The sequence below is a fragment of the Pseudomonas sp. Root401 genome (genome assembly GCF_001425105.1).
GTDB classification, from domain to species: domain Bacteria; phylum Pseudomonadota; class Gammaproteobacteria; order Pseudomonadales; family Pseudomonadaceae; genus Aquipseudomonas; species Aquipseudomonas brassicacearum.
Map to the genome: position 1 here is coordinate 213,704 of NZ_LMDO01000023.1, position 16,733 is coordinate 230,436.

At 57.3% G+C, this 16,733-nt stretch carries 15 protein-coding genes and 1 pseudogene; 4 read left to right on the forward strand and 12 right to left on the reverse strand.

The features are described from left to right. Positions 1–116 precede the first annotated feature (116 nt). The 5 genes and pseudogenes from ASC85_RS18025 to ASC85_RS18045 form a co-directional block, all read right to left on the reverse strand. Positions 117–839: pseudogene (locus ASC85_RS18025) on the reverse strand (cyclase family protein); the annotation flags it as partial. 160 nt (positions 840–999) lie between these two features. Next, positions 1,000–2,442 (reverse strand): hypothetical protein, encoded by a 1,443-nt coding sequence (locus ASC85_RS18030; RefSeq protein ID WP_057450746.1) that lies wholly within the window; start codon positions 2,440–2,442, stop codon positions 1,000–1,002. A 75-nt stretch (positions 2,443–2,517) separates the two neighbouring features. After that, the gene (locus ASC85_RS18035) at positions 2,518–3,666 is read right to left on the reverse strand and encodes an iron-containing alcohol dehydrogenase (protein ID WP_057450747.1); all 1,149 of its coding nucleotides are present in this window, start codon (positions 3,664–3,666) and stop codon (positions 2,518–2,520) included. A gap of 182 nt (positions 3,667–3,848) precedes the next feature. Continuing rightward, entirely contained in the window at positions 3,849–5,222 is a 1,374-nt protein-coding gene (locus ASC85_RS18040) for a sigma-54 interaction domain-containing protein (RefSeq protein ID WP_057450748.1), read from the reverse strand. Positions 5,223–5,292: 70 nt separating this feature from the next. Further along, positions 5,293–5,793, reverse strand: a complete 501-nt coding sequence (locus ASC85_RS18045; protein WP_018603980.1) for an Lrp/AsnC family transcriptional regulator — start codon at positions 5,791–5,793, stop codon at positions 5,293–5,295. A 119-nt stretch (positions 5,794–5,912) separates the two neighbouring features. On the opposite strand from ASC85_RS18045, the gene ASC85_RS18050 reads away from it, so the two are divergent. The 4 genes from ASC85_RS18050 to ASC85_RS18065 all read left to right on the forward strand — a co-directional run bounded on the left by ASC85_RS18050 (position 5,913) and on the right by ASC85_RS18065 (position 10,287). After that, positions 5,913–6,947 carry a histone deacetylase family protein gene (locus tag ASC85_RS18050; RefSeq protein ID WP_057450749.1) on the forward strand — a complete coding sequence of 345 codons (1,035 nt, stop codon included), beginning with the start codon at positions 5,913–5,915 and terminating at the stop codon, positions 6,945–6,947. Positions 6,948–6,997: 50 nt separating this feature from the next. After that, positions 6,998–8,053, forward strand: a complete 1,056-nt coding sequence (locus ASC85_RS18055; RefSeq protein WP_057450750.1) for an ornithine cyclodeaminase — start codon at positions 6,998–7,000, stop codon at positions 8,051–8,053. 177 nt (positions 8,054–8,230) lie between these two features. Beyond that, complete coding sequence (locus ASC85_RS18060) at positions 8,231–9,646, forward strand: amino acid permease (protein ID WP_057450751.1); 1,416 nt, start codon at positions 8,231–8,233, stop codon at positions 9,644–9,646. Positions 9,647–9,741: 95 nt separating this feature from the next. Then, positions 9,742–10,287 (forward strand): hypothetical protein, encoded by a 546-nt coding sequence (locus ASC85_RS18065; protein ID WP_057450752.1) that lies wholly within the window; start codon positions 9,742–9,744, stop codon positions 10,285–10,287. 40 nt (positions 10,288–10,327) lie between these two features. Here the strand turns inward: ASC85_RS18065 and ASC85_RS18070 are convergent, their stop codons facing one another. The 7 genes from ASC85_RS18070 to ASC85_RS18100 all read right to left on the reverse strand — a co-directional run bounded on the left by ASC85_RS18070 (position 10,328) and on the right by ASC85_RS18100 (position 16,604). Then, positions 10,328–10,963 (reverse strand): hypothetical protein, encoded by a 636-nt coding sequence (locus ASC85_RS18070; RefSeq protein ID WP_057450753.1) that lies wholly within the window; start codon positions 10,961–10,963, stop codon positions 10,328–10,330. 115 nt (positions 10,964–11,078) lie between these two features. Further along, on the reverse strand, positions 11,079–11,579 hold the full coding sequence (locus ASC85_RS18075) for a lipocalin-like domain-containing protein (RefSeq protein ID WP_057450852.1): 501 nt from the start codon (positions 11,577–11,579) through the stop codon (positions 11,079–11,081). 71 nt (positions 11,580–11,650) lie between these two features. Further along, positions 11,651–12,973: an NTP/NDP exchange transporter gene (locus tag ASC85_RS18080; protein ID WP_057450754.1), complete on the reverse strand. Its 1,323-nt coding sequence runs from the start codon at positions 12,971–12,973 to the stop codon at positions 11,651–11,653. Between the two features lie 70 nt (positions 12,974–13,043). Then, positions 13,044–14,090, reverse strand: a complete 1,047-nt coding sequence (locus ASC85_RS18085; RefSeq protein WP_057450755.1) for an oxidoreductase — start codon at positions 14,088–14,090, stop codon at positions 13,044–13,046. Between the two features lie 45 nt (positions 14,091–14,135). Next, positions 14,136–14,396 carry a DUF2790 domain-containing protein gene (locus ASC85_RS18090; protein WP_057450756.1) on the reverse strand — a complete coding sequence of 87 codons (261 nt, stop codon included), beginning with the start codon at positions 14,394–14,396 and terminating at the stop codon, positions 14,136–14,138. A gap of 130 nt (positions 14,397–14,526) precedes the next feature. Next, positions 14,527–15,900 carry a heavy metal sensor histidine kinase gene (locus tag ASC85_RS18095; RefSeq protein ID WP_057450757.1) on the reverse strand — a complete coding sequence of 458 codons (1,374 nt, stop codon included), beginning with the start codon at positions 15,898–15,900 and terminating at the stop codon, positions 14,527–14,529. Continuing rightward, positions 15,900–16,604: a heavy metal response regulator transcription factor gene (locus ASC85_RS18100; protein WP_057450758.1), complete on the reverse strand. Its 705-nt coding sequence runs from the start codon at positions 16,602–16,604 to the stop codon at positions 15,900–15,902. The genes ASC85_RS18095 and ASC85_RS18100 overlap by 1 nt, the downstream gene beginning before the upstream one ends. Positions 16,605–16,733: the final 129 nt, after the last annotated feature.

Sequence of the window (16,733 nt, forward strand, 5' to 3'; positions counted from 1 at the left end):
AGTTTTGGCGTTACCCTCCTCCCCGCCTATGCTGAGCATTTTTTTGATGCGAACGGCTTAAAGCAGTGTGCTTAACTTATGCTGAGGCAGGAGTAAGCCTGCCTCAGCACAAATGACTATTTGATTACTACCGGGTTAACCGGTGATCCGGTAGCGCGATGCACTTTAAGCGGTGCAGCCACATAAAGAAAAGTATATTGCCTATCTTTAGCGCAACTTTCAGCCAGTTTTTCCAAATCACAGATCTCTGTAAAGGCGATACCGAGATTACGCATCAAAGCACAGTGCAAAGGCAGCGCGACCCCTGACACTGGGTCTGTCGTTACTTCGTTGGCAATGGTGTCGGTGACAAGATTTGGAATTTCCTTATCATGGAACCATTGAACAAGCTCCTCCGAATACGTAAGGCCTGGCTCACAGAAACCGTCATAAAACGCCTCGCCCTCTTCATAGAAAGCTTGAAGGAAGTTAGTCCTGATAATCAGGATGTCGTGCGGCTCGATCGTATGGCCCTGAGCCTCTGCGCATGCCTCAAGATCCATATGAGTGAATGTCTCTCCCTTATCCAACATGCGCTTGCCACGATGCCGCGCCATATCCAGTAACACTCCGCGCCCAACTACTCCTCGTTCGCCGATAGGCGCAACACTGGCCTTGTCGAGGCCGCCCACAGTTGTTCGTGCATCGTACCCGTTCCATATTTTTCCGCCGTACCAGAGGTGGCCAAGCGCATCATATTGCGTGGACCCTTGCAGGAACGCGTCGATCTTGTCATCCGCGTAGTGCAAGCCGCCGGGATAGCAAGGGCTATGATCATTGTCCCAACTTGACTCATCGAGAACCATCTTTTTCCTTTTTTTAGTTGCAGTTATGATTAAGGCGCACAACGAATGCGCCTTGTATCCGTACCAGTCAGGACATGCAAAATATCGAATAGAAGTGCGCGCTCAATGATCAAGCGTCTAAACGGGCAATCACGCTATTGAGCGTCTAGACCGATCAATCAGCCATAGCCTCTTCCACTCCCTGCTTAATGGCCGTGGTCGGCTCAGCAGCTTTGGCTGGTTTGTTAGGCGCTATCTTCAGGTCCTTGGCAAATGTTCCATCCACCTCGCCCTTGAAGAAGTTTTTGCCGTAGATCAGCAAGCACAACACAACGCCAATTCCGAATGCCCAGCTAGCCCCTTTGATTGCCAGTACCGCGCCGATCACGCCGGCGATACCCAGGTCGCGCTGGCTACGCGCTTCAAGGATGCCCAGACGCACGCTTACATAACCCTGGATCAGCAAGGTCAGCGACAGCGCAACACCGAGAATCGGCTGCACCAGAGTCACTACGGGCAACAGCAGCAGACCGGTGTTGGTCCCCCAACGGAACGACCCGACACCGCCGATGATCGATTTCATCGCCTTCGGCCCACCTTTGAAACGTTCGATCACCACCACCAGCATCGCCGCCCATTTTGGGCCGCACATCGCGACATCCGGGCCAAAGATGCTCATGAATGCGTTACGCGCGCCGAAGATCAGGTGAGCACGATCGGCGTTGTAGTCGACGACTTCATCCGTGCGGACGGTTTCAGCTTCATCGAGGAGCGATTTCGCACTGAGCACATCGCCGAAAACAATGATGTATGCCGCCAACATGGTCGGCAGCGCGGAGATGAACATGGAGAGCGGCGGCATGCCCAGGCCGAATACGGTGTAGTTGCTCCACAGGCCGGAAAAATCCGGTTTGCTGATGCCCCACTGAATAGTTGGCCACGACGCTTCACCAAACAGCGGTGCAATCACCACTGCCAACAGAATGATTGGCAAGATGCCGAGCTTGGCGAAGTTCCACCAGAAGCGGTTGCGTTGCTTGAGCTCGTTGAAGTGCTGGGAGAAGATCAAATAGAAGGCAATGCCGACCGCAATGGAAATGGTCCAGGGCAGTACATTGAATTTACCGCCAACCTGGAATACCGCGATCACGGCACTCAAGCCGGCACCGACGATAATCCCGGATTTGATCGCCGAAGGCACATATTCCACCACCTTCTTCGCCATTCCGGTCGCCCCCAGGGCAATTGAAAAGATCCCCAGCATCAACTGGAAGGCAATCAAGGCGTGGACACGCTCCGGGCCCATTGGGAATTGGGCACAGTAAGCCATCAACAGCGGCACCGCCGGGGTGATCCAGCCAGGCACGGTCGGGTCACCAAGCAAATGGTGCGCGAGGTAAAGCAAGCCGTTGAGCATCACGACGGCAAGCGCGACTTCAAATGGCATGCCGAGCAGTTCGGTCATCAGCGGAATGGCGGCCAGATCCACGGCGCACATCAGCAAGCCTTGGAGATAGTCCGGGATTTCGATCTTGTAGTGAATAAACGGCAACCGAACCTTGAAAGGACCCAGCGGGATGTACGGGCTTTCGCTCCGCTGCACAGTAGTGTCGGACATTGAGTTCACCTGTTTTATTGGTCTTGTAATGGCGGGCGCACGCACCCGCAGGACGGGAGTCGTGGCTTATCGGGATCAATAGGCGGCGCGATAGATTTTCTCGATATCGGCTGCTGTCAGCTTGCGCGGATTGTTGCGCATCAAACGGTCGATCTGGCTGGCCTCCTCGGCCATTGCCGGGATAGCTTCTTCAGGCACGTTGAAACTGCGTATGCCGGATGGAATATCCACAGTGGCGCATAGATCGGCCATGGCTTTGACAGCCTGATCCGCGGCATCCTTGTCGCTCAGGTGCGCGACACGCACGCCCATGGCTTCGGCGATATCACGGAAACGCTCGACACAGGCGGTCTTGTTCCATTCCATCACGTACGGCAGCAGCAATGCGTTGCTGACACCGTGGGCAATATTGAAACGCCCGCCCAATGGGTATGCGAGCGCATGCACTGCGCCTACCCCTGCGTTGCCGAATGCCATGCCGGCCATCAGGCTGCCGGTGGCCATGTCTTCCCGAGCTTGCAGGTTGGATGGATTGGCATAAGCCTTCGGCAGCGCCTTGGCGATCAGTTTGATAGCGCCCAACGCGATGGCATCCGTGATTAGCGAAGCGTTGAGCGAAAGATAGGACTCGACCGCATGCACCAGCGCGTCGACACCACTGGCTGCCGTCACACTGCGTGGGCAGGTCAGTGTCATGGTCGGGCAAACCAGCGCCACGTCGGGTAGTAGGTAGTCGCTGACAATGCCTTTCTTCAACTGCGCTTGCTTGTCAGAAAAAATCGCTACGTTGGTAACCTCCGAACCCGTGCCAGCGGTCGTCGGGATAGCAATCAACGCAGGGCCTTTACGTTTCACCAGGTCGACACCAAACAGTTCGGTCAGCGGACCTCCATGACCGGTATACGCCGCGACACCCTTGGCGATATCGATAGCACTACCACCGCCCACAGCAATCAAGCCGTCGTGGCTGCCCTCGCGATAGGCACGGGTGCAGTCCTCGACGATGGCAATTTCCGGCTCAGGTTTGACCTGATCGAAAATGCCGTAACGGCGACCGCCCAGCTGCGCCAGCGCCAGCTCAACAGTGCCGGACTTCAACAGAATGACGTCGGTGACGATCAGCGGGTTTTGGACATCAAGGCGAGTCAGCTCAGCCGAAAGCTGCTCGATAGCGCCTTTTCCAGTGATCAATTTGTTCGCGATTTTGAAAGCAGAGATGTTCATCGGGCTCGTCCAGTTGATGTTGTTTTATTGGAAGACGTGCCATACGAGTTAGCGAAAGCCGTGCCAATACCCGCAAAGCCCCGTGGCGTGGGCCTTTACGCGATTCACACGAAAGAAGAAGGTTTTTTACCGGTTAGTCCCGATTAGTTTTCTGATCGATTTAATCGGGGCTGATTAGAATCCTAATCAGAATGTTCCCAGCGTTTCATTTTCTGCACCACGGTCGCCTGACTCACGCCTAACGCCTTGGCTGCAAGGCGTGTGGTCTTGTGCGCACGCAGCGCGGCACGAATCGCATTGCGCTCGGCGTTTTCCAATACCTTGCGCAGCGGCAAGCCGGTGTCATTGGTATTCAGTGGATTGAGGTTGAGGATCTCCTCAGGCATATCAAGCGCCTCAATAGTCCCGGTCTGATTGGTCACCACCAGGCGTTCGACTATGTTGATCAACTCGCGGATGTTGCCGGGCCAGTCGTAGTCGCACATCAGGTCGAGGGCTTCGAGCCCCCATTGCACCTGGCGTTCATAACGGACATTGAATCTATCCAGGTAGTAATGCAGCAGCGGAGCGATTTCTTCCCGGCGCTCGCGCAGTGCCGGAATGTTGATCGGCACCACGTTGAGCCGGTAATACAGATCAGCCCGAAAACGACCTTCTGCCACCAGCTTTTTGAGGTCATGGTGGGTGGCGCTTATGATGCGTACATCGACTTCCTTCAGCTCCAGGCCCCCGACCGGAATGAAGCGGTTTTCTTCGATGACCTTGAGTAACTTGACCTGCACCGGCAGCGGCAAATCACCAATTTCATCGAGAAACAATGTTCCGTGATGCGCCAGCTCCAGCAGGCCACGCTTGCCTTTAGGACCTGCCCCTGTAAACGCTCCAGGCGCATAGCCAAACAGCTCGGCTTCGATCAGATTCTCGGGAAGCGCACCACAGTTGAGGGCGAGAAATGGCTCACTGGCACGCGGACTGGCGTTGTGGATGAATTGCGCTACGAGGGTCTTTCCGACGCCGGTTTCGCCCTGGAGCAAAACCTTCACCGAACTGCTGGCTACCTGCCGGGCCAGCGAGAAGACACGGCCGGAAACCTCCTGATCGGCCATAAGCGGAGAACTCAGGAGTTTGTCTCGTTGGCCAGCATGAAGTTTGGCGGTGCTGTTGCGCAGTTGCTTAAGCTGTTGCAACTCATCGCGCTCGTGTTTCATGCGCAGCAGTTCTGTCATGTCGCGTACGGTACTGACAACATATGAAATCCGGTTTTCAGCGTCGAGAATCGGCGTGGCGCTGACGAGCAATTTCTTGCCCTGGCTCAGGCTCTGCATCACCGACACTGGCCGACCTCCCTGCAATACCCGCAGCGTGGCCGATTGCGAGATAACGCCCTCCTTCACCAGCTCTTGCATGGGGCGACCGATGAGATCGCCACCACTGAGTCCGCTCAGACGCTCATAGGCTTGATTGACCTTCAGCGTCTTGCCGTCGCCATCAGTGATGTAGACGCCGTCATGCAAAGCGTTGAGCAGTTCTTCGAAACTGGCGTCGTTGACATTCACCGGGAACGTTCCTTCGAGGGTGGGGAGCAGTTAAGTGTAAAAGTTGTGCAGAAGAAAATCGTCAACCCACTCACTCCTTGCTCGATTTAGGTATCGCAATCCGGCTACTGGTCTTGACCTCGCGCAACGCCAGGCTCGACTGAATGGATGCAATACCCACCTGGCGCCTGAGCACCTGCTCGATAAAGTCACTGTAGCTATCAAGATCTTCTGCCAACACTTGCAACACGTAGTCGGCATCCCCGGTGATCTTGTGACAGGACAACACTTCAGGCAATTGCGCAATCACCGCCTCGAAGGCGTCGGGAGCGTGATCGGCGTGGGTGGAAAAACGGATGTGCACGAACGCCATGATATCCAACCCCAGCATGCGTCGATCAAGGTTGGCCTGATAGCCCTTGATCACGCCCGCTTCCTCCATTCTCTTACGCCGGCGCCAGCAAGGCGTGAGGCTTAACGACAGGCGTTCACTGAGCTCGGCGTTGGAAATGCTCGCATCCTCTTGCAGCAATGTGAGTATCGCCAAGTCAGTCTCGTCAAGGCTGATGCGTTTGGATGATTTTTTCTGCATTTTGCGAATCCTGAGTAAAAACACCCGAAAAATCTAGAAAACCACGAATATAAAGCAAAGAAAGCGCATCCAGTCCAGAACAGAATATTTGCACTGGCTCACATTAACGGATGCGCAGAATGTTTACAGTTTTCAGTGATTCCCACCGTTTGCACCACGGCACCGAATTGAAAGACGGCGTGCTCAAGCCGTCGTTCGAACAGCCAAGCCGGGCCGATACCGTCCATGATCGAGTCAAGCAGGTAGGCCTTGGCCAGATCGTCGAACCACGGGCATTTGACCGGTCGTGTTACGTCAATGCCCACAGCGAGCGCTACGTCAGCTTTCTTGAAAGCGCATGGTCAGAATGGTGTGCGACCGGGCGTACCCACGACGCCTTGCCGCTGGTATGGCCAGTGCGCGATTTGTCCAACGATCAAGTCCCGACCTTCATCGACGGAAAGCTCGGTTTCTTCGCCATGGATGCCGGTTCTCCGATTACCGCGACCACATGGCAAGCCGTAAAGACCAGCGCGGACATCGCCCTCACCGGCCTGGCGCTGATCGATGAAGGCCACGACAGTGCCTTCGCCCTGTGCCGTCCGCCCGGCCATCACGCAGCGCGTGAGTACATGGGGGGTTATTGCTATCTCAATAACGCCGCCATTGCCGCACAACAGGCCATCACCCAAGGCGCAAAACGTGTCGCGATACTGGACGTCGACTTCCATCATGGCAACGGCACCCAGAACATCTTCTACGAACGCAGTGACGTCATGTTCGTGTCGTTGCACGGCGAACCCGCGGTGTCTTATCCGTACTACTCAGGTTTTAGCCACGAAGTCGGCGCCGGCCATGGCGAAGGTTACAACCTCAACTACCCGTTGCCGAAAAACACCACCTGGGAAAGCTATCGCAGCGCCCTGCTACACGCCTGCAGGAAACTCCAGCAATTCGCCCCTAAAGTGCTGGTTATTTCACTCGGCGTCGACACGTTCAAGGACGACCCCATCAGCCACTTCCTGCTGGAAAGCGAAGATTTCATCGGCATCGGCGAGCTGATAGCGGGTGTGGGCTGCCCCACTCTGTTCGTGATGGAAGGCGGCTATATGGTCGATGAAATCGGAATCAATGCGGTCAATGTGCTGCATGGTTTCGAGAGCAAACGCAGCTGAGCCGTCCCCTGCCCTGCAACGTTTTTACTAATGAACCGGAGAATAAAAACATGACTCTTTTCATAGACGTCGATCATGCGGCACGCCTGTTCGCCACGGTGGGCATCCGCCGCGCAGTCCGCGAAATGGCGGATTACATCGAAGCTGATTATTCACGTTGGGCGCAGTTTGATAAGTCGCCGCGCACCGCCAATCATTCGGCCAAGGGTGTGATCGAGTTGATGCCCACCGACGACGGTCAGCAGTACTCGTTCAAATACGTCAATGGTCATCCGGACAACGGTCAAAGCAACTTGCTGACGGTCATGGCCTTCGGGGTCCTGGCCGATGTACACAGCGGCTATCCAACCCTGCTCAGTGAACTGACGCTGACCACCGCTGTGCGCACTGCGGCGACCTCCGCCTTGGTCGCGAAGTCCCTGGCGCGCCCGGGTGCAAGCATCATGGCCATCATCGGCAATGGCGCCCAGAGCGAATTTCAGGCCCTCGCCTTCCACGAAATGCTATCGATCAAGGAATTGCGCATATTCGATATCGATCGTGACGCCTCGCTTAAGTTGAAGCGCAACCTGGCCGCGTTCCCGGATCTTGAGGTGATCCTGGCCGGCTCTGTGCAAGAAGCGGTCAAGGGCGCAGACATCGTCACCACGGTCACCGCGGATAAGGCCTACGCAACGATTCTGACGCCCGAAATGATCGAGCCCGGCATGCATATCAATGCCGTAGGGGGGGACTGTCCGGGGAAAACCGAACTGCATGCCGAGATCTTGCGTAACGCCCGGGTCATCGTTGAATTTGAACCTCAGACCCGGATTGAAGGTGACATCCAGCAATTGGAAGCCGACTTTCCCGTCGTCGAATTTTTCCGGATTGTTCAGGGCGAGATCAAGGGCCGCGAGAACGACGCGCAGGTCACCGTGTTCGATTCGGTGGGCTTTGCCCTCGAAGACTTTTCGTCACTGCGCTACGTACTGGACCTGGCCCAGGAGCATGCAATCGGTGAACACATCCACCTGGTGCCGAGGCCTGCCAACATAAAAGACCTCTACCAGATCCTGGATCAGCAGCCAGCAATCGTCCCCTCACGCCTGCGCACAGTGAGCTGAAAAAACGATAGGTGATGCCCCTGAGCAAAGTGCCAAGGGGCTACTCACCGCTGTGTGTAAGCGGCAAATCTCGCTCTGCAAAAACAACCACCGTCAGTAGCCGTTGCATCTCTAACAAATACGCAAGACACCACTTTTCTGCCAAAACTCAAAAACATAAAATCAAGAGGTTTTGTAATGAAATCGACTCCCTCAGGGCTGATTGAACAGCCCGCGCTGCAGCGCACCCTCAGCAATCGTCACATTCAGTTAATGGCCATGGGAGGCGCCATCGGTACCGGTCTTTTCATGGGGTCCGGGAAGATCATCGCCCTCTCGGGCACGTCGATCATCCTCATCTACATGATCATCGGTCTGTTCGTTTATTTCGTCATGCGTGCCATGGGCGAAATGCTGCTCTCGAACTTGAACTTCAAAACCTTCGCGGATTTTGCCGGTGCCTACCTCGGCCCGCGTGCGGCATTCTTTCTTGGCTGGTCGTATTGGCTGAGTTGGAGCGTGGCGGTGATAGGTGATTCAGTCGTGGTCGGCGGTTTTTTTCAGTATTGGTTCCCCGATGTGCCCGCCTGGATACCCGCCATCGGTATGCTGATGACACTGTTCGCCTTGAATGTACTGACGGTCAGGCTTTTTGGTGAAGTGGAGTTCTGGTTCGCGATCATCAAGATCATTGCCGTCATCACCCTGATAGGCGTCAGCATGGTGCTGATTGCCAGCTCCTTTGTCTCACCCAGCGGTGTTACTGCATCGCTGAACCACCTGCTGGATAAACAAGCCGCGTTTCCCAACGGCTTGTTCGGTTTCTTTGCCGGTTTCCAGATGGCAATCTTCTCATTTGCCGGCACCGAACTGATCGGTACCGCCGCCGCCGAAACCCGCAACCCCGAGAAGACCCTACCGAAAGCCATCAACTCGATTCCGCTGCGAATCATCCTGTTTTATGTGCTGGCACTGGCCTGCATTATTGCAGTGACTTCGTGGCAACAGGTTTCGCCCAACAAGAGCCCTTTCGTCGAGCTGTTCCTGGTTGCAGGTTTTCCCGCGGCAGCCGGTATCGTCAACTTTGTGGTGCTGACGTCTGCCGCTTCGTCGGCCAATAGTGGTGTATTTTCGTCTAGCCGCATGCTGTTCGGACTGGCCAACCAGGACAACGCTCCGAGGATTTTCCGAAGTCTGTCGAGCAATAGCGTGCCTCTGCTGAGCCTGGCGTTCACCACACTGTTGATGCTCGTGGGTGTGCTGTTGCTTTTCATCGTTCCTGAAGTGATGACCGCATTCACCATTGTTTCCACTGTATCGGCAATCCTGGTGATTTTTACTTGGTCGACCATCCTTGCATCGTATATCGCCTATCGCAAAAAGCGACCTGAGCTGCACGCGAAATCGGCCTATAAAATGCCTGGCGGTGTACCAATGGCCTGGTTTTCCCTGGCGTTCCTGGGCTTTGTTCTTTGTCTGCTGGCATTGAGACCTGATACCCGTATTGCGTTGATGGTCATGCCGGGTTGGTTCATCTGGTTGGCAATTGCTTACCAACTGACCTGTTCCAGAAAACCTAAAACCGCTGCGGGATCTGCAAGTCAATACAGCTGAGATGTTTGGCGCACCGTACACCTCAACTCATCCTTGATAGCTCAAAGCCATCAGTCGATAATCACGCCTTCTAAAAAAGCACATAAGGATTTGCTGTGAAGAAGCTCTACTTGGCTCTACCGTTCTGCGCGCTGCTGCTACAAGGCTGTGGTGTGACCATGACCCGCTATGAACCCAATTTTCAGAACGTTCAGCAGCTCAAGCAAAATGCACCCATGCAGCCCTTGCGCGAGACGCAGGTGAATGCGGATTCAGGTCAAGGGTCGCTGATGGTGCGCCTGAACCCGATTTCGTCGCCCGAGGGCAGCGTTCCACTGCACATCCAGGCCGCGATCAACGATGAGCTCCGTCAGGCCGGTCTGTTGGACCCTCGTGCTGACCGGCAGTTGCAGGTTCAGTTGGTCAAGAGCCAACTCACTGCAGGCGTAGGCAGCGGCCATGGCGAGGTGGCTGCGCGCTTCACGCTGCGTAAAGGTGATCAGGTTCTATACGAAACCACTAAAGACGTGCAGCGTGATTGGGACAGCAGTTTCTTCGGTCCGATCGCCATTCCGGCGGCCGCGAACAACTACAACCCTATGCTGCAAGACTTGCTCAAGAGCTTGTACAGCGACCCACAGTTCACTCAAGCGTTGAAGTAATAAAAAAAGAGCCGCGATTGCGGCTCTTTTTCTATCGGTGTCAGCCCCGTGGAATGCGGGTGTCGACAGCGGTGTATTTCATGCGGTTGTTGTCGACCCAGTTCTTCAACAGCGCATTGACCTGGCGGTTGAAGGTGTCGGTGATGGCAGCCTTGGGCGTATTACCTGCCAGGGGCAGGAACCAGATGCCCATCCAGGTGTTGACCGCATCATGATTGCTGGTCTTGCCCAACGGCTGGCCCTGCTCGTCCAGGGTTTCCAGGCTCATGGTGTACTGATCGGTGGCCAACGCAGGAATGATCGTGAAGGTGAAGCCGCTGAGGAACGCCAGGACCATTTGCCCACCGCCTGGCGCATGGTTATAGACCTTCAATCGAAGACTGTAATCGCCTGGTTGCTTCTGGAATTCGTCAAAGACCACGCGCCCAAAAAGACCTGATTCATCGAAGGTTCGCTTCAGATCCGGCTTGAGCATGTCGCGAGCCTGCGGCACCTCGGTGGCCTTGGCATTGTCGGGATCGCCCTGATAGAAATCGAAATCGACATAGACGTTCGGCTTGTTCGAGTAGCCGGCCATCGAAGGCAGATTCACGGGGGCTACTTCATCTTTGGTGAAACTGGCGCATCCACTCAGGCTCAAGGCCAGGGCGAGGCCTATGGCTTTTGCAAATTGCATATCGACTTCCTTGCGTAATTTGACTAATGCCGCTCACAGAGAGGGGCACGAATTCTAGCGAGATCCGTTTAAAAGCAAAAGGCCATCATCTGATTGCACACACGACGCTTCGCAATTATCTGACACGCTCAAAGACAATGTGAACCTTCGCCCCATCCGGGCGGCGAAAATCTTCTACCATCCGGTTGCCATCGACCTTCAACTGCAGGTCGTCCCGGGTGCGCACAGCGCCCACCCAGTTCGGGAACGTAGACCCTTCGACAGTGTTGCCTGTGAACTCACCGTTCTGGTCGACCGTATATCGCCCGAAAAAACCGATGCCCCCCGCCATCGCTGCCCGGTTTTCCTCATCGGTGCCTTCGCCACGAACGTTGGATCGAAACGCCGGCACCCGTGGATCCGTGAGTACTTCGACAAACGTCAGCTCTGGCGTGAAGACGAGCCAACCGTGAGGATCGGGGCCATAAGCATTCGATTTAATGCCCTGGCTCTCAACGGTTGCACTGACCATGCGCCATGTTCCGACCACGGAATTTTCTTTGCCCGCAAACACACTGGAGCACGCCGAGAAGGCAATCACCGCTACGATCGCCAGCACCTTGTTTTTCAGAGTCATCCGCTTCACCTTTCCTCGCCGCAACGACGCGGCAGACAATAGAGTGGGTTTCATTCTGGTCGGCACCGTCTTCATGCCCTGGCCGCGATGGCCGCCAAGCGTAGCTCCTGCAAAGTGGCATTATCCGCCCTCCTCCCCAGTTGCCAGCCCAAGTAACCCCACAGCAGTGCGCAACAGGCGCCGATTATCGCGGCCGGGCCGGCGCCTTGCCCCAGGAGGTCGAGCAGGCTCTTGGCCCAGCCGCTCATGGCGTCACCTGCGCGATAAACCACGGTGTCGATGAAGTTCTTGGCCTTGTATTTACTCTCGGCATCCAGCGGTGCGAACAGCATTTCCCTGCCCGGTCGAACGAACGCGTACTCGCCGATCCGTCGCACGATCATCAATGCCGCCAGCAGAGCGAACCCCGGCGCCAACGCCAGGCCGAGGAAGCCGATGCACATGAGCAGCGGCACGACGGCCAACAAAGCACGCACTCCCAACTTCGGCGCGATGCGGCCGGTGATGAACAGCTGGGACAGCAACGCACCAGCCTGCACGATGATGTCGATGGTGCCGAAGATGCGCACTTGCGCCTGGCGATCCGGATAGTGCTCGGCCACCAGGCGCGCCTGTTCGAAATAGAGAAAGGTGCTGACCGTCGCCAACAGCACCACGAAGCCGGCGATCCCCAGCAAGTAAGGTGACCTGAGCACCGCCGTTAATCCGCTGAACGGATTCCCGTGCAATGGCTGCCGGGGGCTTTGCGTCGGCGCAGCGCCCGGACGGCCAGCCCCGCCCGTTTCGCGCCACCCCATCAACGCCCGTTTCAACACCAGCGTGGCACCGAGCAACAAGGCCGCCAGAAACATCAACCCCGAGGCGCCGAGGGGACCGATGAGCAGCGCGCTCAGGGCCGGCCCCAGCAGGCCGCCGACGCTGGCGCCTGCGGCGATGAAGGCGAACAGCCGCTTGGCCTGCTCGCTGTCGAATACATCCGCCATCAGGCTCCAGGCCACAGACACGACGAACAAGTTATAAACCGAGATCCAGACGTAAAAGACCCGAGCCAACCAGACACTGTCCGGCTGGAACTGGAACAGCTCGACGAACATCAACAGGTTGAAGCCGAAGAAGCCGTACACCCAGTCGATCAGGCGCAGGCGCGGCACCCGCGAACTGAGCCAGGCGAACAACGGCACGGCTGCCAGCATGACCAGGAAGGTCGCGGTAAACAGCCATTGCAGGTTCTCCACCCCCGCCGCGATACCCATCGACTCACGGATTGGGCGCAGCATGAAGTAACCGGTGAAGAGGCAAAGGAACAGCAGAAACCCGCACAACGCCGGACGCAACTCCCCGTCGCGGGCGTTCAAGGCGAGACTCAGCCGATGCAAATAGGACGGCGCACTCATAAGGGACTCCGGGGAGACGGCAACAAGGCAATGGTCAAGCGCGGAACGGACGCCCGCGCCCAGGGTTGCATCAGCGATAGGTCACGCCGGTCAGACGCTCGGAGACAAGCCAGAGCCGCTCGGCATCCGCCTGCGTGCTCGCAGCCGGCGGTGTCTTGGCGAACCCCAACGGACCGCGTCTTTCATCGTCACCGGTCGGGCCGTAATAAGCCCCACCCACGGCTTGTGCAGCCGTGGCGGCGTACAACGTGGGCAACGCCCCTTGTGCCGCTGAGTGGTACGCGTCACGGTCCTTTGCCCAGCGCCGACCGAACTCGCTGTCGAGGCCTGGACCCCGTGCGACCAACTCGGTGACCGCAACGCCGGGATGCGCCGCCATACTGCGAATGCCCCAGTTTTCGGAGTCACTGCGCCGCTGCAAGGCAAATGCCCAGTGCAGGACGGCCAGTTTCGATTGCGCGTAGGCCGCGTACGGATCGTACTTCTGCTCGCTCTGAAGGTCATCAAGGTTCATCGCGCCGCGCGCCGCGGCAATGCTGGACAGGCTCACCACGCGGGGATCCTGGCTTTGACGCAAGAGCGGCACCAACAGGCCGGTCAGCGCGAAGTGCCCCAGGTAGTTGGTGGCCAACTGAAGTTCAAAGCCGTCGGCGGACGTGCCTCGCTCGGGCGGCGCCATGACGGCGGCATTGTTGATCAACACATCAAGGCGTGGCAGCCGCTGATTGAGACGCTGGGCCAGGTCGCGCACCGATGAAAGATCAGCCAGGTCCACGTTCTCGAACTGCACCTTGGCGTCGGGCTCGGACTCGCGGATACGCGCAATGGCCTGTGCGCCGCGCTCCGGGTTGCGCGCGGCGATGATGACCTCGGCGCCGGCACGCGCCAAGGCCAGCGCATCCTCGTAGCCCATGCCACTGGTACCACCGGTGATCAGGACAATTCGACCTTTTTGCGACGGTATGTCGCCGGTCGACCAGTCTGGTTTCGGTGCAACGCGAGCGGAGGCTTCGATACTCACCGCACTGAGCAGCGCGACGCCCGCAGCGAGGATTCGAGCCAGTCTTCCAAGCCGGCTCATGCGGCCAATGGTGGGTGTTGTTATGCTATTCCACATGGTGATGGTCCCTGTCTGAAGAAATCAACCGGCATCGCCGGACGGTTACTGTGTCGAGCACGCCTCAGCCAACTGCAGAAAGCTGACGTGTTTCTTTACCCCTTGGGTGTTCAAGTAGGTCATCTTGGCTTGCACGACCTCGCATACCGGCGATGTCGCCGCCTCGATATGAATGACCCTGGCGATGTCCAGCGGCATGCCATATTCGTAGGCCGGAAACTGCAATTGTTCTTTGGCGAGCAGCGGTGAACCGCTCAAGGAGATGACTGCCAGCAGGCCGGCAATCGACAGGTTTCGAATGTTCATAGTGGGCTCCACGACACAGTCCTCGTTGGGATGGTCGTAGCACTCTAGGCGGGGGCGACTGACGTCAAGGTGACTGCTGGCTGACGGGAAGATGTCAAACGCGGGCGGACTTTACTCGCGGAGGCGACGACTAAGGCGCCGCCTGGTTCATCAAGGAAAATCCGAACGTATTGAGCCCATTTTCGCTGTGGGCAAACACGCGTCCACCGTGCATGGACGCCACCGCACGCACGATGGAAAGGCCCAGGCCATGGTGCGCATCGCTTCGCGCCCTGGCGGTGTCGGCGCGATAGAAACGCTCGAACAAACGCTCCAGGTGCGAATTGTCGATGGGCTCTCCGGCATTGGAAACGCTCACCTCGACCTGCATGCCGTGGCTGGCCAGCGTCACCGTGATGGTGCTGGTCGGCGCCGCGTAGCGCGCCGCGTTCTGTATCAAATTGGCCAGAGAGCGATGAAAGAGGCGTCGGTCGATGCACACGCGCATGTCGCCTTGGATCACCACGCTCAGCTGTTTGTCGTGCAAGACCGGCTCCAGATACTCCACCGTCTTCGCCGCCTCTTCATAAAGCGAGACGTCACTGAGCTCGGTTGCCCGTTGCCCGCTCTCGGCCCCGGCCAGGAACAGCATGTCATTGACGATGGTGCCCATCCGTTCCAGTTCTTCGAGGTTCGACTGCAGCAGATCCTGCAGCTCACCCACATCGCGCCCGTGAGCCAATGCCACCTGGGTCTGTCCGATCAGATTGGTCAAGGGCGTTCGCAGCTCATGGGCCACATTGGCATTGAACCCTTCGAGCTGACACCAGGCCGCTTCCTGGCGAGCCAGGGCGCCGTTGAACGACACCGCCAGCTCCTGCAACTCGCCAGGCAGCGCCTCGGTGTCCAGTCGCTGCTTCGAATCCCCCGGCGGCAGGCTATTGGCTTGACGGCTCAAGCGCCTCACTGGCCCCAGGCCGAAACGCGCGATCCAGTAACCAAGCAGCGCAACCAGCCCGATGCCCAACGCCGAGGTCAGGATCAATATCTTGGTAAAGTGGTCCAGGGTCCTCAGAAACGGCGTTGAATCCAGCCCCACGATAAAACGCAGTTCCGGACGATTGCCCATGGCGGGAATGGTCTTGAGCAACACCATCATGGGGCGCTCTTTCTCAGGCAGGTCGACGGTAAAAAGCCCATCGGAGCGCTTCGACCAATCCTGGCCGTCCGGCATCGCCCCGCCGTAACTGAAGGCTGGGTCGTCCACCAGGATCCAATAGCGCACCCGTTCATCCGCAGGCGTCAGGCCGTCGAGCTTCTGGCGCAAACCGACCCAGAACGTCGGCGAATCGTATTTGGCGAGCACCGGGTCGAGCACGGAATGGCGCAGCACCAGCTCGTTTTGCATCTGCTCATCGAGCGATTGCTTCAAGGAACAGCGCAACAGCGTCGCGCTGATCGACATGATCAGCAGGACAGCGAGGGCGAACATCAGGGCAAGCCGCTTGGCGATCGATCTTTTCATCAAGGTGTTCCACTTTGCCTGCTATCGACCTCACGGCTTTCCAGCACATACCCCATGCCGCGGACGGTATGCAGCAGCTTGCGCGGATACGGGGCATCTACCTTGGCGCGGACGCGCTTGATCGCAACTTCCACCACGTTGGCATCACTGTCGAAATTCATGTCCCAGACCTGCTCGGCAATCATCAACTTGGAAAGAATTTCGCCCTGATGCCGCGCCAACAGGCTCAACAGGGAGAACTCCTTGGCCGTCAGGTCCAGCCGCAGCCCTCCCCGGGTCACCTTGCGCGCTTGCAGATCGACCTCCAGGTCGTCGATGCGCAAATGCGTCAGGTCAACCGTGTCACCGGCGCGACGACGGATCAAGGCCTGGACACGAGCGACAAGTTCGGCAAACGAAAAAGGCTTGCCCAGGTAATCATCGGCACCCTCGCGCAGTCCTCGAATGCGGTCATCCACCGTCCCCCTGGCCGATAGCATGATGACCGGGGTTTTCTTTTGCAGGCGCAGGCCTTGCAGCACGTCGTAGCCGTCCTGGCCCGGCAACATCACATCCAGGATCACCACGTCGTAATCCCATTCCAACGCGTAATGCAGACCATCGATGCCATTCGTGGCAACGTCGACAATGTAGCCGAGCTCGGTCAAGCCACGATGGACGTAGGAGGAGGTTTTTTCTTCGTCCTCGACAATGAGCAAACGCATCGGGTAACGCCTCTCTTAAACGGTGCCACAAATTAGGAGATCAACTAGTTGATCCCGATGTTTGGCTCGGTGCTGATGCTTCAAGCCGCCTGCAAGATCGCCCGGATGTACATTTTCCCCAGTCTAGGC